Source organism: Aeromonas sp. XH, from assembly GCF_033348475.1.
GTDB classification, from domain to species: Bacteria; Pseudomonadota; Gammaproteobacteria; order Enterobacterales; family Aeromonadaceae; genus Aeromonas; species Aeromonas sanarellii.
Genome location: NZ_CP137630.1, coordinates 1,470,772 through 1,489,372 on the forward strand (window position 1 = coordinate 1,470,772; position 18,601 = coordinate 1,489,372).

Genomic DNA, 18,601 nt, shown 5'->3' on the forward strand with positions numbered 1-18,601 from the left:
CGCCATCACGATTTGCAAAGATTCAAGAGCGGAGCTCGACATGGCTGAAGTAGTACTCAACAACGTTCGCAAAAATTACGACCCGGCTGTCCACAAGGACACCCTGCGCAGCATCAACCTCGACATCAAGGAAGGGGAGTTCATCGTCTTCGTCGGCCCGTCCGGCTGCGGCAAGTCCACCCTGCTGCGGATGATCGCGGGTCTGGAAGACATCACCAGCGGCGAGCTGACCATAGGCGGTCGCTACATGAACGACGTGCCGCCGGTGGAGCGCAACGTGGGCATGGTGTTCCAGTCTTACGCCCTCTACCCGCACATGAACATCTACGAGAACATGGCCTTCGGCCTCAAGCTCAAGAAGATGGACAAGGAGAGCATCCACAAGCGGGTGATGCGCGCCGCCGAGATCCTGGGGTTGGAGCCGCTCTTGGAGCGCAAGCCCAAGGCCCTCTCCGGCGGTCAGCGCCAGCGGGTCGCCATCGGCCGCAGCATAGTGCAGCAGCCCCAGGTGTTCCTGTTTGACGAACCGCTCTCCAACCTGGATGCGGCCCTGCGGGTCAAGATGCGCATCGAGATCGCCAAGCTGCACAAGGAGCTCAACTCCACCATCATCTACGTGACCCACGACCAGGTGGAGGCCATGACCCTGGCCAACCGCATCGTGGTGCTGAGCCCGCTCAAGGGCGAGGCGGCCACCAACCTGGAGCAGTTCGGCACCCCGCTCGAGCTCTACCACAACCCGGACAACAAGTTCGTGGCTGGCTTCATCGGCTCCCCCAAGATGAACTTCCTGGCGGGCGAGCTGGTGGAGATCGGCGAGCGGGAAGCCGTGGTCAAGCTGACCACGGGCGACAGCGTGCGGGTGCGGGTGGATGCCCGCCGCGGCGCCGTGGGTGACAAGGTGGAGCTGGGCATTCGTCCCGAGCACCTGGTGCCGCTGGGCCATGCCCATGCCGACAGCCGGGTGAGCGGCGTGGTGCAGGTGGCCGAGCACCTGGGGGCGGAGTCTTTCGTCTACATGGACGTGGGTGGCCACGACTTCACCGTCAAGGCGAGTTCCGACGTGGACGTGGCCACCGGCCAGGAGTACAGCGTCGGCATTCCGGCCGAGGCCTGCTACCTGTTCGATGCCAAAGAGCAGGCGTTTCCGCGCACCGCCAAATATATCCGCACCTGATCGCGGTCAGGATGCCTAGGTTTTCCTTTCTTCATGTTCAATGCCTTTTGCCGGTCGCAAGACCGGCTTTTTATTGCCTGCCGTTCGGGACTGGTGGGGGCGGCAGCGGGTTTGGCTGGCCTGGGCTGGAGAGAGGAGGGCGTTGATGCCCCTGATCTTGATGGGAAATGCCCAGGGGCTCGCCCGGCGGACCGGGCGGCACCTGGTCACGCCTCCTTTCTCGCCTCTTTCCCGGCGTCGAACCCGGCGGTGACGTCAGGTACGAAGTGCTGGCTGGAGAGAGGGGGGCGTTCATAACCCTCGGTCTTGATGGGGGGCAGCTTGATGGGCTCGTAGTGGATCGCCTCGTAGGGTACCTTGCCGAGCAGGTGGGAGATGCAGTTGAGGCGGGCACGGCGCTTGTCGTCCGCCTCCACCACGAACCAGGGACTGTCTTGCGTGTCCGTGTAGGTGAACATGTCGTCCTTGGCGCGGGAGTACTCCACCCAGCGGGAGCGGGACTGCAGGTCCATGGGACTGAACTTCCAGCGCTTGATGGGGGTGTTGATCCGCTCCTTGAAGCGCTTCTCCTGCTCCTCGTCGCTGACCGAGAACCAGTACTTGATGAGGGTGATGCCGGCTCGGATCAGCATCCGCTCGAATTCGGGGCAGGCGCGCAGGAATTCGCGGTACTCGTCGTCGCTGCAAAAGCCCATCACCCGCTCGACCCCGGCCCGGTTGTACCAGGAGCGGTCGAACAGCACCATCTCGCCGGCGGCGGGCAGGTGGGCCACGTAGCGCTGGAAATACCACTGGGTGCGCTCCCTGTCCGATGGCGCGGGCAGGGCGGTGACCCGGCAGACCCGGGGGTTGAGGGGCTCGGTGATCGCCTTGATGACGCCCCCCTTGCCGGCGGCATCCCGCCCCTCGAACAGCACCACGACTTTCAGCCCCTCCTGCTTGACCCACTCCTGCAGCTTGACCAGCTCCTCCTGCAGGTGGGCGAGGTGGTGCTCGTAGCTCTTCTTGTCCAGACGGGGGCGCTTCTTGCTCTTCTCCTTGGCCATCGGCCTCTCCTTGATGAGTCCTCTTGTGAGTCACTCCAGCTTGCACCAGGCCGGCCCCTCTGCCAAGGGAGGCGTGATACACTGCCGCCCCGTCAGCCGCTGGCAATAGAAAAACATGACGCCATTGATGGCGATTTGCACAGCCGTCTCATCATCTCAGTTGGCAACAGGAGAAAACATGAAGCAGTTTATGGAGGTAGCGGGTCGCCGGATGGCCTATCTGGACGAGGGGCAGGGCCCGGTGCTGCTGCTGGGCCACAGCTACCTGTGGGACAGCGCCATGTGGGCGCCGCAAGTGGAGGCCCTCAAGGGGCAGTATCGCTGCATCGTGCCCGAGCTCTGGGGCCATGGGGATTCCGATGCCACGCCGGACGGCCCCTGCACCCTAGCGACCCTGGCCCGGGATCATCTGGCCTTGCTCGACGCCCTCGGTGTCGACGACGTCGTGCTGGTAGGGCTCTCCATCGGCGGCATGTGGGGGGTGGAGCTGGCGCGCATGGCGCCCGGGCGCATCAAGGGGCTGGTGCTGATGGACAGCTTCGTCGGCCTCGAGCCCCAGATCACCTGCGAGCGCTACCTCGCCATGCTGGCCGCCATCGAGCAGTTGGGGAGCATACCCGCCCCCATCGTCGAGCAGGTGGCGCCGCTCTTCTTTGCCCATCAACCCGATGCCGCCCTGATGGACGGCTTCAAGGGGCGGCTCGCCGCCTGGCCGGTCGACAAGGTGGCGAGCCTGGTGGCGGTGGGGCGCGCCTTCGTGACCCGGGAGGATCGCATCGACTGGCTGGAGGAGATGGCGCTGCCCGCGCTGGTGATGACAGGCTGCGAGGACAAGGCCCGCCCTGTGCTGGAGGGTTACCTGATGGCCGAGGTGCTGGGCTGTTCCTTCAGGGAGATCCCGGCCGCCGGCCATATCTCGACCTTGGAGAACCCGGCGTTCGTCAACCGGGCGCTGGCCGAGTTTCTGGCCGCGATCGGAACGTGGTGACGGCCCGTCAATGACAAAGAAGGGAGCCTTGGGCTCCCTTCTTGTTGGTTGGCTTCGCCAGCAGATCCGGGTTACCAGATATAGCCGATGCCGAAGCCCGCGTAGAGCTCGCCATCGTGCTGGACTATGGGGCTGTTGGCGATGTCCTTGTCGTAGCGCTCGTAGTTGGCGGCAAACATACCGATCCAGTGGGGGCTGAAACGGTAGCTGGTGATGATGGCGGCCATGGGGGAGAGGGTGGTGCCCGTGTCCCACTCGGCGCGCTGAGCCCTGGCCTCGCTGCCCGAGACGCCGCCGAAGTAGTAGTTCGCCATCTTGTCGCTGCGGATCATCACCCCCATGCCGGGCATGATGAGCAGCTTGTCGCGAATGATGGGAAAGTCGGCCCACAGCAGCCACTCCTGGCCGTTGCTGGTCCCGGTCACGTCCGTGCTGATGCGGGTGCTGAGCAGGGCGTAGGGGGTGATGAGGCTGGCGCCGACGCCCCCCTCCAGCTCCCACTCGCGCTCCTCCATGCCCGCGAGCTCGGGGGCATCGTCGGGATCCAGGTTGCCGAATCGCACCCGGCCATAGCCGTAGGCGGCGAAGTTGTCCTCCTTGTGGAAGTAGTAGCGGGCCCTGTCCCCGAGGAACATGAACCGATCGCCGAAGTAGACGGCGCCCGGCACCGCGAGGGCGGTGTCGTCCTGCCCCTGGTAGCGGGCATCCCCGCCGATGACGGCGCCGCCCAGCACCAGCCCCTTGGGCACAGGGCTGGTGGGGCTGTCCTGCACGAAGATGTCGAGGGAGCCGAGATCGATCTCGGCCCGGACGGGGACGGTGAACAGCAGGGCCAGCAGACAGCCGAGGGGCGCGTGGCGCAGGGCGCGAACAGGGGGCATGGAGAGATCCTTTGAATCTGGGCTGGAACGGGGCAGAGAATACTGCCGCGGATGCCGTCAGTGAAGCCTGTTTCCATTGTCAATTCAAGTTGATAGCAAAAAAATGACGCGGAGGTCCTGGGATGGCGCGAGGAGGCGCCCATTGACCCCGAGAGTCGTCCTGCGTGGCGGCAACCAAGGTGGCGAAGGGGAATAGAGAGGGGCCTGGATAAGAAAGAGAGGCTTGCGCCTCCCTCTGCATCAGGGGGTGGGACGGGGCTGATCGTCCCGCTTGGGCCAGGCGTTGAGCACGGCTTTCACCAGGGTGGCCAGGGGGATGGCGAAGAAGACTCCCCAGAAGCCCCACAGGCCGCCAAACACCAGCACGGCAACGATGATGGCCACCGGGTGCAGGTTGACCGCCTCGGAGAAGAGCAGGGGCACCAGCAGGTTGCCGTCCAGGGCCTGAATGACCAGATAGGCCACCATCAGCCAGGCGAAGTCGGGGGTCAGGCCCCACTGGAACAGGGCCACCATGGCGACGGGCACGGTCACCGCCACCGCCCCTATGTAGGGGATGAGCACGGAGAAGCCGACCGCCACCGCCAGCAGCACCGAGTAGCGCAGCCCCATCAGGGCGAAGGGGATGTAAGTGGCCACCCCGACGATGAGGATCTCGATCACCTTGCCGCGGATGTAGTTGATGATCTGGTCATTCATCTCCACCCAGACCCGGTTGACCAGGGTGCGGTTGCGGGGCAGGAAGCGGCGCAGGCCGCCCATCAGCACCTGCTTGTCCTTGAGCATGAAGAACACCATCAGTGGCACCAGGATGGCGTAGATGAGGATGGCCACCACGTTGATGAGGGAGCTGAGGGAGGCGCTCACCAACTGCTCGCCCCCGGTCAGGATGCGCTGGCGGATGTTGTCGATGATGGTCTCGACCAGGCTGACGTCGATGATCTCGGGGTATTTTTCCGGCAGGGTGCGCACATAGTCCTGGGCATGGGCGAGCATGGACGGCGCCTCCTTGGCCAGGTTGACGCCCTGGCTCACCAGCGTCGGAATGAGGCCCAGCAGCATCATGGTGGTCACCGTGATGAACAGCAGCAGCACCAGACTGGTGGCCAGGGTGCGGGAGAGCCCGGTGCGTTGCAGGCGGCTGACCGGCCACTCCAGCAGGTAGGCCATCACCAGCGCCACCAGGAGCGGTGCCAGCAGATCGCCGAACAGCCAGAGCACCGCGAAGCAGAACACCAGCAGCAGGAAGAGGGTGACGGCATCCGGGTCGGAAAAACGGGTCTGATACCAGCGCTTCAATACATCTAACATCGAGGCTTCCTTGAATGACGGGTCATGGCAGGGAGGCGTCGCCCGATGCCGATGGCGGCATCCCGGCGACCACGAGCAGCAGGGAGAGGCGGGTGGCGGACTCCTCCAGTGGCCGGACGTCGTGACCCTGGCGGCGCAGATAGGCAGGAATGTCTTGCCTTGAGCCGGGATCTCCCAGAAGAATGAGCAGGGATTGACCGGGCCGAGCCTGGCGCAGCCAGAGCTTGAGCCGAATGAGGGGCTCGGGACAACGCCAGGGGGTCAGGTCGAGCTGTTCCATGGGAATTCCATCGCGTGCGTGGCCGTCATTATGGCCGTGATGGCAGGATGAAACAACGCTTGTGGGCCTTGAATGGCAAGGGTATTCTGCCGATGCCCGGTAGGGTCTGATTGGAGATAGAGATAACGTGGCACGTTTTTCCCCCCTGATAGCATCGCTTCCCCTGCTGGTCTCCCTGATGGGAGCGACCTTCCACGCCCAGGGGAGCAACCAGTTGCCCGACATCGGGACCGCCGGGGTTGCCGCCCTGCCCATCGAGCAGGAGGTGCGCTATGGCAACGCCTTCATGCGCTTCGCCCGGGCGGGCCTGCCCATCATCGACGATCCCGTGCTGAACGAATACATCGACGATCTGGGTCAGCGACTGCTCACCAACGCCGACGGGGTGCGTTTCCCCTTTACCTTCTTCCTCGTCAACGATCCCAGCATCAACGCGGCCGCCTTCCTCGGTGGCCGGGTCAAGGTGCACACCGGCCTCTTCCTCTACGCGGAGAGCGAGAGCGAGCTGGCCTCTGTCCTGGCCCACGAAATCACCCACGTGACCCAGCGCCACATCGCCCGCTATATGGAGGCCCAGGCGAGCAGCTCCGCCATGACCCTGGCCGGCCTGGTGGGCTCCATCGCGCTCGCGGTGATCAACCCCACCGCCGGCATCGCCGCCCTGCAGACCACCTTGGGCCTGTCGATGCAGTCGGCCATCAACTACACCCGGGACAACGAATACGAGGCGGATCGCATCGGCATGAAGACGCTGTATGACGCCGGGTTCGATCCCATGGGCATGGCGAACTTCTTTCAGAAACTGGCGGCGGAGTACCGCTTCGCCAGCAAGCCGCCCGAGATGCTGCTGACCCACCCCCTGCCCGAGACCCGGATCAGCGAGGCCCGTGCCCGTGCCGGCAGCTATGGCCGCCGCGCCCTCGCCCCCAGCCTCGACTTCTGGCTGGCCAAGGTGCGCATCCAGGTGCGCTATGGCACCGAGACCCCCCAGGGGCTGCTCACCTACTTCGACAGCCGCCTGCAGAAGGGGGATTACCCCGTCAAAGACGCCGCCCTCTATGGCAAGGCGCTGGCCCTGCTGCAGCTCAAACGCACCGACGAGGCCGACGCCCTGATGCAGGAGCTGGCCACCCGCCATCCGGAGGATCTCTTCGTGGTGGACGCCCTGACCGATATCGATCTCGCCAAGGGGCGCAGCGCCCAGGCCATCGCCAGGCTGGAGCGCTTCCGCACCCGGATGCCGGACAACGAGGTGGTGGTGGTCAACCTCGGCAACGCCTATCTGGAGGGGGGGAACTATCAGAAGTCCATCGCCATCCTGGACCCCTATGCCCGGGAGCACGACGAGAACAGCCTGGCCTGGAGCCTGCTGTCGGATGCCTACCGCAAGGCGGGCAGGATGACGGACCTGCACATGGCGCGGGCGGAGACCCTCTCCCTGCGTGGGGACTACCAGGCGGCCATCGACGAGCTGATCGTGGCCCGCGGCACCACCAGCGACAAGTTGACCCTGGCCCGCATCGAGGCGCGCATCACCCAGCTGGAGCGGGCCAAGAAGGATCTGGACAGCCTCAAGGGGTAAATGCTCGTCCGCCATCGGTGAAACGGGGTGCCCCAGAGATGGGGCACCCCGTTTCGTTGCCGGGCTCGGCGCGCCGCTCAGGGAAGCGCCGCGACCCGCGTGGTGAGGGCGGCCAGCCTGGCCTCATCGAGTTCTCCCACCAGGGTCTCCAGCAGGCGCCCCTCGCCATCGAGCAGGTAGCTGGTGGGCAGTGCCCCCGGCCTTGGGAAGGGGAGGCGGGACTCGTCCTCGGGGATCAGCAGGGGCACGGCTATCCCGTGGCGCCGGGCCAGCGCGGTCAGCTCGGCGGGGGAGGCGGGATCATAGTTGATGGCGATCACCCCAATTTGCCCCTCCCGGTGCAAGGCCGCGAGCAGGGGCATCTCCCGCAGGCAGGGGGCGCACCAGGGGGCGAAGTAGTTGACCAGCAGCGGCTTGCCGGCAAAGTCGGACAGGCTCACGGCCTGCCCGGTGGCATCGGTGAAGCGCGGGGCTGGCGAGCAGGCCGCCAGCAAGGCCGCCACAATCAGCCAACAGATCCGTTTCATTTCCATATCCTTCCCGCTTACCCTGCCCATCGGTTTCCCCTACAATAGCGCCACTTGTCGTCCCATCTTGCAATATCAGGGAGTTACCATGAGCGAGACCCAAATCTATCACAATCCGCGCTGCTCCAAGAGCCGTGAAACCCTGGCGCTGCTGGAACAGCACGGGGTTGCCCCCGAGGTGGTGCTCTACCTGGAGCAGGCGCCAAGCGAGGATGAGATCCGCACCCTGCTGAGCCAGCTGGGCTTCACCGATCCCCGCCAGCTGATGCGCACCAAGGAAGATCTCTACAAGGAGCTGGGACTGGCCGAGCAAGCGGGTGATGCCCTCATTCGTGCCATGCACCAGCATCCCAAGCTCATCGAGCGCCCCATCGTCATCAGGAACGGCCAGGCCCGCATCGGCCGCCCGCCCGAGCAGGTGCTGGAGATCCTCAAGTGAGCACCCGCTTCGCCCGCCTGCTGACTCTGGTCGGTTACTTTGGCCTGCTGGCCTGGGTCCTGCTCTGGCATCTGTGGCTCTCGCCTCACCCTGGGCTCGCCCCCTGGCTGCTGCCGGTGATCTGGACCGTGCCGCTGCTCTTCCCCTTGAAGGGCATAGTGCAGGGCAACCCCTACACCCACGCCTGGGGCAACTTCGTGCTGATGCCCTACTTCCTCCACGCCCTGACCTTGATCACCACGGACGAGGGGGAGCGCTGGCTTGCGGTGGTGGAGCTGATCTTCACCACCCTGGCCTTCGTGGGCACCATTTATTACGCCCGGCTGCGGGGCCGGGAGCTGGGCCTCAGCATTCGCAAGAAGAAGGAGGAGCGCTGAGCCGCTCTACCGCTGGCCGTTCGGCAGCAAAAAGAGGCCCCTTTCGGGGCCTTTTTTGTCCAGAGGGGTCAGAGCGTGTTCTTGTAGATCTTGCCGTCCTTCATGATCACCTTGAAGCGGTTGGCCGGATCGGCCACCAGGGCGAGATCCTTGAGCGGGTCACCGTCGATCAGCAGCAGATCGGCCAGCGCCCCGGTCTCCACTACCCCCAGCCTGCCCGGGTAGGGATTGCGCGGGCCCGAGAGGGCCAGCAGCTCGGCGTTGTCATGGGTGGCCATCTTCAACACCTCGGCCGGGGTATACCAGGTGCCCATCTTGGCCAGCATGGTGCCCTGATCGGCCGCGGCCTGGGCGCTGAACAGGGCGTCGGTACCGAATGCGGTCTTGATGCCGAACTTCTTGGCCATGGCATAGGCGTGGTCGGTGCCCTTGTACATCTCAAGCTGCTTCAGACGGTTGGCCGAGCCCTCAGGGAAGGGGGACTTGCGATCGTCGGTGAAGGGCTGCAGGCTCCACCAGACCCCCTTCTCGGCCATCAGCCTGGCGGTATCCTCGTCGAGCATCTGACCGTGGTCGATGCACTTGACGCCAGCCTCGATGGCCTGGCGCACCGCCTTCGGGGTATAGGCGTGCACGGTCACATAGGTGCCCCAGTTGTCGGCGGCCTCCACGGCGGCGCGGATCTCCGGCACCGTGTACTGGGTCACGTCGATGGGATCATAGTTGGAGGCCACACCACCACCTGCCATCACCTTGATCTGGGAGGCGCCGAGGGCCAGCTGCTCGCGGGTGCGCTGGCGCACCGCATCCGGGCTGTCGGCGACCATGGCCGCGTTGGCCCGCTCGCCGAAGGAGTATTGTCCCGCCAGCGCCGGCAGCTCGTTGGGCAGACGGAAGTCGCCGTGGCCCCCCGACTGGGAGATCATGGCGCCGGCGGGCCAGATACGGGGGCCGTCGATGAACCCCATGTCGATCCCCTTCTTGAGGCCGAACACGGGGCCGCCGAGATCACGGGCACTGGTGAAGCCGCGCATCAGCATGTCATGGGCTGCCCTGGTCGCCGCCACCGTGGTGAAGGTGACGTCGTTGGTCAGCACGGCGATCTGCGGCAGGGTGGCGAACATCAGGTGGGTATGAGCATCGATGAGGCCCGGCATCAGGGTCTTGCCCTGGCCATCGATGCGCTGCACCTCTCCCCCCACCTTGATGCCGCCCCGGCTGATCTGGGTGATCAGGTTGCCTTCCACCAGGACGGAGGAGGGGGCGCTGAGGGCGCCTCCCTTGCCATCGAAGATGCGTACGTTGTCGAACAAGATGGCGGGGCGAGCCGCTTCGGCGGCGTGAACGGCGCCGCCGATCAGGAGGGCGCCACACAGGGCGCTACGGAATAATCGCGATGACATGAAGAGGTCTCCTTGGGTCTTGAGGGCGCTGAGTCTGGCCCAGCCGTGCCCGCTCGGTCTGAGTCCGGGCGAAGCGGTATCGCCAGTCTCCTCCCTTTTGGGGTGCCAAAAAAGACCCAATCTGATCCATCACCCGTTTCACTCCTCGTCCCGCCCGCGTTTTCGGCCACGGGGGCCGGGCTGCAACCTAGGGAACCTGGTGCTCCCCGGTGGTGCGGTGCGCGGCGATCTGCTCCTCGCAAAAGCGCATCAATTCGGGATAGAAGCGCAGGAAGGCGTGCTCCGCCTCGGCCCAGCGCGCCTGGTCCAGGGTCAGCAGCGCGTCCCCGAGCGGCATGGGGCGCCGCAGGCGGCGACCTATGCCGTCGAGGGCCTGACCCAGCCCCGCCCTGTGCTGGTAGGAGGCGATCCAGTCCTGCTCGGCCATGCGTCTGAGGGCCGGCGGCAGTCCCTGTGGCAGGCGATGATGGTCCGCCAGAAGTTGACCATAGCTCTGGTGCAGGAAGCGGGGCAGGGGCTGCGGGCTGAATTGCCGCCAGTGCAGGCTGAGCCAGTGGTCGTAGAGCATGTCCACCAGGATGCCGCCGAAACGGCGCCAGGGGGCCTCGAAGCCGGTGACCGCCGCCCGGTGGGCGGGGTGGGTGTCGGTGAAGGCATCTATCTTGCGGTGCAGCCAGATCCCCTCGTCGAAGGGGGCCGGCAGGCCCGATGGCAGCGGCCCCTTGACGAAGTCCCCCAGCAGGTTGCCGGTGAGGGAGCTCTGGGTATGGGCCGCCAGATGAAGATGGGCCAGAAAGTTCATGGGCTGCGGCTCGCGTGCCAGGGTGGAGTGGGTGATCCGAGCCTAACGGATGCCGGCCGGATTGACCATGGGCAGGATTTTTCATCGCGCCGTCAGCGCCCCCTTGCGGGGCAAATTTGGGGCGTGGTAAGGTGCATGTCATCTTTGTCACAGGACGCGACAAATCACCATGATGCGCAAAGCCAGAGGCTTTTTTCTGGCCTTCTACTTCAAGCCTTTCTATCTCTCCGAGTGGTTCGACGAATAAGTCGAGGCCCCGGAGCAGTTCATTGACGCCAACCAATCGAATGATGCCCATGGCGGCGTAATCCTGCTCATCTGCAATTTGCCGTTTTTTGGCCGTCGCTTGCCCGCGCTTGCGATGCCTTGACCGCGCCTGTGCGCTTTCTATGTAATGGAGTACTCATGATGAAGACCACACTGACCCTGTCAGCCCTGTTTGCTGCCTGCCTGCTGACCACCCCCGTCACCGCCAAGGAGTGGAAGACGGTGCGCTTCGGCGTGGAGGGGGCCTATCCTCCCTTCTCCTGGACCGACGCGTCGGGGGAGATAAAAGGCTTCGACATCGATCTGGCCAACGCCCTGTGCCAGCAGATGGCCGTCAAGTGCGAGCTGGTGGCCCAGGACTGGGACGGCATGATCCCGGCGCTGCTGTCGCGCAAATACGACGGTATCATCGCCGCCATGTCGATCACCGATGAGCGGCGCAAGAAGGTCGACTTCACCGAGAAATACGCCCGCATCCCGAACCGCTTCGTGGCGGCCAAGGGCACCGAGCTGACGCTGACGCCGGAGGGCATGGCGGGCAAGCGCATCGGGGTGCAGCGTGCTACCACCCACGACAAGTACCTGACCGACAACTTTGGCTCCAACGTCACCATAGTGCGCTATGGCAGTGCCGATGAGGCCTATCTCGATCTGAAGGCGGGTCGGGTGCTGGCCCTGCTGGCCGATGCCTCGGCCATCGATCAGGGGCTGCTCAGCAAGGAGGGGGGCGACAAGTTCGAGTATGTGGGGCCGGCCCTGACCGATCGCCAGTGGTTTGGCGACGGCATGGGGATCGCGGTGCGCAAGGGGGATCAGGATCTCAGGGCCAAGCTGAACGAGGCGATCAAGGCCCTTCGCGCCAACGGCAAGTATCAGGAGATCAACCAGAAGTACTTCAAGTACGACATCTATGGCGGTTGATGGGTAACAGGCAGAGGGAGCTTGCTCCCTCTTTTTTCATGCAGCAAGGAGATACCCCATGTTGACACTGATCGAGGGGGCCGAGGTCTTCACTCCAGCCCCCCTCGGCCAGCAGGATCTGCTGGTGGCCGATGGTCGCATCGCCTGGATGGGCAGGGGGCTGACGGTGCCGGCCGACTGGCCGCTGGTGCGGGTCGACGGCCGTGGCCGCTATCTGGTGCCGGGGCTGGTAGACCCGCTCGCCCACATCACGGGGGGCGGCGGGGAGGGGGGCTTTGCCTTTCGCACCCGGGAGCTCGCCGCCGACGAGGCCCTGGCGGCCGGGGTCACGACGCTGGTGGCGGCGCTCGGTACCGACAGCCTGACCCGCACCCCGGCCCAGGTGCTCGGCAAGGTGCGCGAGTTTCGTGCCGCCGGGGTGAGCGCCTACATGTATACCGGCTCCTACCACCTGCCGGTCAAGACCCTCACCGGATCGGTGGAGTCGGACATCATGCTGATCCCCGAGGTGCTGGGGGTTGGGGAGGTGGCCATCAGCGACCACAGATCCAGCGCCCCCACCCATGACGAGCTGGCGCGGCTGGCGAGCGAGGCGCGGGTGGCCGGGTTGCTTTCGGGCAAGAGCGGAGTGAGCTTCTTCCATCTGGGGGATGGCCGGGGTGCGCTGGCGCCGCTGCGGGCCCTGCGGGACGCCACCGACATCCCGCTGCGCCAGCTCTACCCCACCCACTGCAACCGCAACCCCTGGCTCTTTGCCGAGGCCATCGACTGGGGGCGGGCCGGGGGCTGGGTGGATCTCACAGCCTCCAGCTTCCCCGACCTGCTGGACGATGGCGAGCAGCTGGCGGCGGATGCCCTGGTGGGGCTCCTGGCGGCCGGCGTGCCCTGGGATCGCATCAGTTTCAGCTCGGATGCCAACGCCAGCCTGCCGCGTTTCGACGGCGAGGGGCGCCTCATCGAGCTGCGCAGCGGCCAGATAGGGAGCCTGTGGCAGCAATGCATCCGGGCCTGTGCCCTCGGCGTGCCCCTTGCCAGCGCGCTGGCGGTGGTGACGGCCAACCCGGCCAGGGCGCTGGGGCTGACCGGCAAGGGCTCCCTGGGGGTGGGGCAGGACGCGGATCTGCTGCTCATCGACCCCGAGACCCTCGCCATAGCAAGGGTCATGAGCGGCGGCCAGTGGCGAGCCTGAGTGGCGCATGAGCCGGATCTCTTCATCCCCGTTCACATACGAAAAGCCCGGCATGGGGGCCGGGCTTCGTTTTTTGCGGTGTGTGTCCCGGTCAGATGGCCAGGAACCCCAGGATCAGGATGGGGCCGAGCAGGCTCAGAAGGAAGCCGGAGACGATGGCCACCGGCACCACCTGGATGCCGCCGGACTTCTGGATGACCGGCAGGGTGAAGTCCAGCGCCGTGGCGCCACCGTAGCCGATGGCGGCGGAGGGGTGGCGGCGCATCAGGATGGGAATGATCAGGATGGCGATCAGCTCGCGCCCCAGATCGTTGATGAAGGCGGCCGAACCCAGCACGGGGCCCAGCTTGTCCGCCACCAGGATGCCGGAGAGCGAGTACCAGCCGAAGCTGGAGCTCATGGCCAGCCCGTGGGCAAAGGGCATGCCCAGCAGTTGTGAGGCCAGCAGGCTGCCGAGCCAGCTGCTGACGATGACGGTGGCGGCGATCTTCATGCCCCAGGGGTTGAGCAGGATCTGGCGCAGGTGCATGCCGGAGTTGCGCATCTGGATGCCGATGAGCAGCAGCAGCAGCATCAGGGCCCATTCGCTCAAGCGGTCGATGGGCAGGGCGCGCAGGTCCACCAGCAGCCCCAGCAGGACGCCCCCCAGCACCACGAAACAGAGCTGGAGGGATTCCCACAGGAGGTGCAGCTTGCTCGGCATCTTGCCGTCGCTCGCCTCGTGGGTGGGCGGGCTGCGCCTGTCCAGCCACCAGAGGGCCAGCAGGTTGCACAGGGTAATGGCGGTCAGCATGATGCCGGCCACCTTGAAGATCACCGCCAGGTTGCTGCCGAGGTTCTCCACGTAGGCGAGCCCCAGCCCCATCAGGAACAGGATGAGATAGACCATCTTGCCCAGCGACTGGTTGACCAGCTTGACCAGCCGGGTGGAGGAGAGGGGGATCAGATAGCCGATCACGAGCGGCAGCAGGATCAGCAACACATTGAGCAACATCGGGGCCTCGGTCACAAAACTGGGAGAAACGGCACCTTATCACGACTTGTTGCGTCTGTGTCACATATCCCGGTGTTTGAGTGCCCCATACGGGCCTTTTTTATAACATTGTTATGTTTTTTTGAGGAGGGAGGGGAGGGGCAAGGTCCGGGGATGGGGGGCACATCACCAGTAAAATCAATTCCATCCCCGTAAAATTGTGCGACGGTGGTGACTATGCCGGATGAATAAAGTCATTTTGGGTGACATCCGGCGTGGATGGTGGAATATTCTTGCCACCAGTGCGTTGCGGGTATAAAAGGTCGGTATGGCACCGGTGACAAAAAATGCATTTTATGCAGACAAAGTGCTGAAAAATACCGGTCAGGCCAATAAAAATACAGATAAACCACCAAATACCTCGGTTCTGTATTGTTTTTTAACTACCTGAATGATATTTTCGCTGAAGGTTGCCATCGGTTAACGTTTTGTTAAATGTTCCGGTGGTGGTGTCACGCCGAAGCGGCGTCTAGGGACAGACAAGGTTGTAATGGATGAGCGACGTTGCCGCACTGGAAGTTCGTGATCTGCACAAGTATTTTGGCACCCACGAAGTGCTCAAGGGCATCGATATGACGGCCCACAAGGGGGATGTGATCTCCCTCATCGGCTCCTCGGGTTCGGGGAAGTCGACCTTTCTACGCTGTATCAATCTGCTTGAAACCCCTTCGTCGGGCAGCGTCTCCCTGCATGGGGAACTGATCCGGATGAAGACCAGTCGTTCCGGTGAGCGGCTGCCGGAGGACATGCGCCAGGTGGAGCGTATCCGCAGCCGGCTGGCCATGGTGTTTCAGAGCTTCAATCTCTGGTCGCACATGACCATCATGCAGAACATCATCGAAGTGCCCATCCAGGTGCTCAAGGTGCCCCGTGCCGAGGCCATCGCCAAGGCGGAGCATCTGCTGAACCGGGTCGGGCTCTGGGAGCGACGCGACTACTACCCCGGCCACCTCTCAGGTGGCCAGCAGCAGCGGGCGGCCATCGCCCGTGCGCTGGCGGTGGAGCCGGAAGTGATGCTGTTCGACGAGCCGACCTCGGCCCTCGACCCCGAGCTGGTGGGCGAGGTGCTCGGCCTGATGCGCGAGCTGGCGGAAGAGGGGCGCACCATGATGGTGGTGACCCACGAGATGTCCTTTGCCCGCGATGTGTCGAACAAGGTCATGTTCCTGCATCAGGGGCGGGTGGAGGAGGAGGGCAATCCCAAGGAGATCTTCGCTCATCCCAAGTCGGAGCGATTCAAGCAATTCATCTCCTCCATCTATTGATGGACGGGATGCTATTTCCGTACTTTCAACGATCGACGTGTTTATCAAGGAGAGATACATGAACAAGCTGATGCTGGCGACTGCCGTGATGACGGCCCTGTGTTCCGGTAGCCTGATGGCCAAGGAGTGGAAAGAGGTGCGGATCGGGGTGGAAGGGGCCTATCCCCCCTTCTCCTGGACCGAGCCGAGCGGCGAGGTGAAAGGCTTCGACATCGACATCGCCAACGCCCTGTGCGAGGAGATGAAGGTGAAGTGCACCCTGATCAAGCAGGACTGGGACGGCATCATTCCGGCGCTGCTGTCGCGCAAGTATGACGCCATCATCGCCACCATGGACATCACCGAAGAGCGCAAGAAGAAGGTGGACTTCACCCAGAAGTACCAGCACATTCCGGCCCGCTTCGCCGCCAAGAAGGGCACCGAGATCCAGCTGGACAAGGCCTTCATGGATGGCAAGACCATCGCCGTGCAGCGTGCCACCTCCATGGACACCTACATCACCGACAACTTCCCCAATGCCACCATCAAGCGCTACGGCACCGCGGATGAGGCCTATCTCGACCTGAAGTCCGGCCGCGTCGATTACGTGATGGCCGACTCCGCCGCCATCAGCGACGGCCTGCTGAAGAAAGAGGGCGGTGATGCCTTCGAGTTCATCGGCCCGAAACTGACCGATCCCAAGTGGTTTGGCGAGGGTGCCGGCATCGCGGTGCGCAAGGCGGACAAGGATCTGAAAGAGAAATTCAATGCCGCCATCCTGGCCCTGCGCGCCAACGGCAAGTACAAGGAAATCAACGACAAGTACTTCGACTTCGACGTGTACGGCGAGTAAGTCAACGTCAGGCGAACAACGACAGGTTGATCCCGTCAGTAGTCATCGGGCCCGTTGCCTTCCGCTGGGAGTGACGGGCCCGATTGCGATGGAGCTGCATTGCATATGTTTGATTTGAAAGGATACGAAACCTCCCTGCTGGAGGGGGCCTGGATCACCCTGGAGGTGGCGATCGCCTCCCTGCTGCTGGCCCTGGTGCTCGGCATGCTGGGGGCCCTGGCCAAGCTTTCCCCCTACAAGTGGGCGCGCGGCATCGCGGCGGCCTACACCACCGTCATTCGCGGCATTCCGGATCTGGTGCTGATGATGCTGCTGTTCTTCGGCGGTCAGGTCCTCATCAACGGGATCTGCACCTGGGTCAACGAGGCGTACAACAACTACCTGCTCGAGAGCAATCCGAACCAGGAGTGGGTCTCGTTGCTGCCAGATTACATCGACATCAGCCCGTTTGCGGCCGGGGTGGCCACCATCGGCTTCATCTTCGGCGCCTACATGACCGAGACCTTCCGCGGCGCCATCCTGGCGGTGGACAAGGGAGAGCTCGAGGCCGCGCGCGCCTTTGGCATGCGGGCGAGCCAGGTGTTTGTGCGGATCCTCTTCCCCCAGATGATGCGCCACGCCCTGCCGGGGTTTGGCAACAACTGGCTGGTACTGCTCAAGACCACGGCCTTGGTCTCCATCATCGGGCTCGATGACATGGTGCGCAAGGCGTCGCTCGCGGCTGGCTCGACCCAGCAGCCGTTCACCTTCTACATGGCGGTGGCGCTGATCTTCCTGATCTTCACCGCAGTCTCTACCTCGGCGCTCAAGTGGGCCGAGCGTCACTACGCGATCAAGACGAGGTAAGCCATGGATTTCTCGATCATTCTCACGGAGTGGCCCACCTACTGGGAGGGCTTCTACACCACCATCTGGCTGGTGGCGGCCTCCCTCATGCTAGGGCTCCTGCTGGCGGTGCCCATGGGCATACTGCGCAACAGCCGCAACTGGCTGATCAAGGGACCGATCTGGGCCTATATCTACTTCTTCCGCGGCACCCCGCTGCTGGTGCAGCTCTTCATCATCTACTACGGCGCCGCCCAGTGGGAGTGGCTGAAGAACAGCGCGGCCTGGTCCCTCTTCTCCGAGGCCTGGTTCTGCGCCCTGCTGGCGTTCACCCTCAACACCGGTGCCTACACCGCCGAGATAGTGCGGGGCGCCGTGATGAACATGCCCAAGGGGCAGATAGAGGCGGCAAGCGCCTTCGGCATGACCCGCTGGCAGACCCTCACCCGCATCATACTGCCCAACTCGTTTCGCCGTGCGCTGCCCGCCTACAGCAACGAGGTGATCTTCATGCTGCAGGGCTCGGCGGTGGCGGGCATCATCACCATAGTCGACCTGACGGGGGCCGCGCGGATCATCAATTCCCGCTACTACAGCCCGTTCGAGGCGTTCCTGACCGCCGGCCTGCTCTACATGCTGCTCACCTTCGCCATCGTCTGGCTGTTCAAGAAGTGGGAGGCCCGCTGGCACGCCCACCTGCGCCCCCGCAGCGTGTGATGTGCAAAGACAACAAAGCCCGCGATTGCGGGCTTTTTTATGAACAGCGGAGCAGGATCAGCGCCCCAGATACTCCCGATCGAAGAAGGTGTTGACCCAGTGAGGGCGATAGACGGCGAGCTGTGTCATGGTCATGCCGTTGAGCAGGGCCTCGGGGAAGAGCAGCAGGGGCCAGATGGAGAGGTAGTCGGCGCCGATGGTGTGCCAGGGGTAGGTGCCGCTCATCCCCATCAGCAGGGCGCTGGCGATCACCTTGACCGAGATGCTGAGCGCGCCGCCGAGAAAGGCGGCCACGAACAGGTAGACGAAGAGGTGGCGGGGCAGCCAGGCCCAGCTCGCCAGAAACAGCAGCCAGCTGGTGGCCACCGGCAGGGCGACGCCAATCAGGGCCTGCCAGCCGATGTCCGCGAGTTCGGTGACATCGAAGGCAGCGAGGATCAGCAGGGTGAGGCAGGGGGCGAGCAGGGCGAGACGCCAGCCCAGCAGCAGGGTCAGGCTGGTGAGGCCGAGAAAGTGGATCTCCAGCCCGTCGTGCAGCCCGGCCCGCAGGGTCCAGAGCGGTACCAGGACGATGGCGCTCCCCAGGCAGAGGTGCTGGTAGAGCGGGTTGGCGTGGAGGGTGCGCAGCAGGGAGGCGTTCAGGCTGAAGGCGAGCAGCACCAGCCAGAGCAGGAGGGCGACGACTTGTCCTTCACTCATGACCTGTTCCCTCGGATGTCACTGCCCGGTGATGAGCCCG

General features: G+C 64.2%; 20 protein-coding genes. 11 read left to right on the forward strand and 9 right to left on the reverse strand.

The window, feature by feature from the left end; genetic code table 11:
• The first annotated feature begins 40 nt into the window (after positions 1-40).
• On the forward strand, positions 41-1,177 hold the full coding sequence (locus R2B70_RS07040; protein WP_318162973.1) for a sn-glycerol-3-phosphate ABC transporter ATP-binding protein UgpC: 1,137 nt from the start codon (positions 41-43) through the stop codon (positions 1,175-1,177).
• Between the two features lie 206 nt (positions 1,178-1,383).
• Here R2B70_RS07040 and ppk2 read toward each other — a convergent pair whose 3' ends face one another.
• On the reverse strand, positions 1,384-2,223 hold the full coding sequence (ppk2, locus tag R2B70_RS07045; RefSeq protein WP_042077015.1) for a polyphosphate kinase 2: 840 nt from the start codon (positions 2,221-2,223) through the stop codon (positions 1,384-1,386).
• A gap of 178 nt (positions 2,224-2,401) precedes the next feature.
• On the opposite strand from ppk2, the gene R2B70_RS07050 reads away from it, so the two are divergent.
• Positions 2,402-3,211 carry an alpha/beta fold hydrolase gene (locus R2B70_RS07050; RefSeq protein WP_318162974.1) on the forward strand — a complete coding sequence of 270 codons (810 nt, stop codon included), beginning with the start codon at positions 2,402-2,404 and terminating at the stop codon, positions 3,209-3,211.
• A gap of 71 nt (positions 3,212-3,282) precedes the next feature.
• On the opposite strand, the gene R2B70_RS07055 is transcribed toward R2B70_RS07050, so the two are convergent.
• The 3 genes from R2B70_RS07055 to R2B70_RS07065 form a co-directional block, all read right to left on the reverse strand.
• Complete coding sequence (locus tag R2B70_RS07055) at positions 3,283-4,092, reverse strand: MipA/OmpV family protein (RefSeq protein WP_318162975.1); 810 nt, start codon at positions 4,090-4,092, stop codon at positions 3,283-3,285.
• A gap of 240 nt (positions 4,093-4,332) precedes the next feature.
• Complete coding sequence (locus R2B70_RS07060; protein WP_318162976.1) at positions 4,333-5,403, reverse strand: AI-2E family transporter; 1,071 nt, start codon at positions 5,401-5,403, stop codon at positions 4,333-4,335.
• A 22-nt stretch (positions 5,404-5,425) separates the two neighbouring features.
• A complete protein-coding gene (locus R2B70_RS07065; RefSeq protein WP_219143983.1) occupies positions 5,426-5,683 on the reverse strand; it encodes a sulfurtransferase TusA family protein in 258 nt (85 codons plus the stop codon).
• A gap of 127 nt (positions 5,684-5,810) precedes the next feature.
• On the opposite strand from R2B70_RS07065, the gene R2B70_RS07070 reads away from it, so the two are divergent.
• Positions 5,811-7,265, forward strand: a complete 1,455-nt coding sequence (locus R2B70_RS07070; protein ID WP_244462926.1) for a M48 family metalloprotease — start codon at positions 5,811-5,813, stop codon at positions 7,263-7,265.
• A 77-nt stretch (positions 7,266-7,342) separates the two neighbouring features.
• On the opposite strand, the gene R2B70_RS07075 is transcribed toward R2B70_RS07070, so the two are convergent.
• Positions 7,343-7,822, reverse strand: coding sequence for a TlpA family protein disulfide reductase (locus R2B70_RS07075; RefSeq protein WP_042077010.1), 480 nt, complete (start codon positions 7,820-7,822; stop codon positions 7,343-7,345).
• Between the two features lie 58 nt (positions 7,823-7,880).
• Between R2B70_RS07075 and arsC the strand changes: the two genes are divergently transcribed.
• Complete coding sequence (arsC, locus tag R2B70_RS07080; protein ID WP_318162977.1) at positions 7,881-8,231, forward strand: arsenate reductase (glutaredoxin); 351 nt, start codon at positions 7,881-7,883, stop codon at positions 8,229-8,231.
• Positions 8,228-8,608, forward strand: coding sequence for a DUF2069 domain-containing protein (locus R2B70_RS07085; protein ID WP_209791583.1), 381 nt, complete (start codon positions 8,228-8,230; stop codon positions 8,606-8,608). Before arsC ends, R2B70_RS07085 begins: the two co-directional genes overlap by 4 nt.
• Positions 8,609-8,676: 68 nt before the next feature.
• Here the strand turns inward: R2B70_RS07085 and R2B70_RS07090 are convergent, their stop codons facing one another.
• Together R2B70_RS07090 and R2B70_RS07095 are read right to left on the reverse strand one after the other, a co-directional pair.
• Positions 8,677-10,011, reverse strand: a complete 1,335-nt coding sequence (locus R2B70_RS07090) for a metal-dependent hydrolase family protein (RefSeq protein WP_216989958.1) — start codon at positions 10,009-10,011, stop codon at positions 8,677-8,679.
• Between the two features lie 187 nt (positions 10,012-10,198).
• Positions 10,199-10,813 carry an ACP phosphodiesterase gene (locus R2B70_RS07095; protein ID WP_209791587.1) on the reverse strand — a complete coding sequence of 205 codons (615 nt, stop codon included), beginning with the start codon at positions 10,811-10,813 and terminating at the stop codon, positions 10,199-10,201.
• Positions 10,814-11,221: 408 nt separating this feature from the next.
• Here R2B70_RS07095 and R2B70_RS07100 point away from each other — a divergent pair, with 408 nt between their 5' ends.
• Positions 11,222-12,001, forward strand: coding sequence for an ABC transporter substrate-binding protein (locus R2B70_RS07100; RefSeq protein ID WP_412055167.1), 780 nt, complete (start codon positions 11,222-11,224; stop codon positions 11,999-12,001).
• Positions 12,002-12,059: 58 nt separating this feature from the next.
• Complete coding sequence (iadA, locus tag R2B70_RS07105) at positions 12,060-13,190, forward strand: beta-aspartyl-peptidase (protein WP_318162979.1); 1,131 nt, start codon at positions 12,060-12,062, stop codon at positions 13,188-13,190.
• Between the two features lie 91 nt (positions 13,191-13,281).
• Here the strand turns inward: iadA and R2B70_RS07110 are convergent, their stop codons facing one another.
• Positions 13,282-14,184, reverse strand: coding sequence for a lysine exporter LysO family protein (locus tag R2B70_RS07110; protein WP_252422431.1), 903 nt, complete (start codon positions 14,182-14,184; stop codon positions 13,282-13,284).
• A gap of 533 nt (positions 14,185-14,717) precedes the next feature.
• Here R2B70_RS07110 and R2B70_RS07115 point away from each other — a divergent pair.
• From R2B70_RS07115 to R2B70_RS07130, 4 genes are all read left to right on the forward strand, one after another.
• Complete coding sequence (locus tag R2B70_RS07115; protein WP_010674267.1) at positions 14,718-15,488, forward strand: ABC transporter ATP-binding protein; 771 nt, start codon at positions 14,718-14,720, stop codon at positions 15,486-15,488.
• Positions 15,489-15,546: 58 nt separating this feature from the next.
• Positions 15,547-16,320 (forward strand): ABC transporter substrate-binding protein, encoded by a 774-nt coding sequence (locus R2B70_RS07120; RefSeq protein WP_010674268.1) that lies wholly within the window; start codon positions 15,547-15,549, stop codon positions 16,318-16,320.
• Between the two features lie 105 nt (positions 16,321-16,425).
• Positions 16,426-17,166, forward strand: a complete 741-nt coding sequence (locus R2B70_RS07125) for an ABC transporter permease (protein ID WP_042079228.1) — start codon at positions 16,426-16,428, stop codon at positions 17,164-17,166.
• Between the two features lie 3 nt (positions 17,167-17,169).
• On the forward strand, positions 17,170-17,862 hold the full coding sequence (locus R2B70_RS07130; RefSeq protein WP_042079229.1) for an ABC transporter permease: 693 nt from the start codon (positions 17,170-17,172) through the stop codon (positions 17,860-17,862).
• Between the two features lie 57 nt (positions 17,863-17,919).
• Here the strand turns inward: R2B70_RS07130 and R2B70_RS07135 are convergent, their stop codons facing one another.
• Positions 17,920-18,561 carry an energy-coupling factor ABC transporter permease gene (locus R2B70_RS07135; protein WP_318162980.1) on the reverse strand — a complete coding sequence of 214 codons (642 nt, stop codon included), beginning with the start codon at positions 18,559-18,561 and terminating at the stop codon, positions 17,920-17,922.
• Between the last annotated feature and the right edge of the window lie 40 nt (positions 18,562-18,601).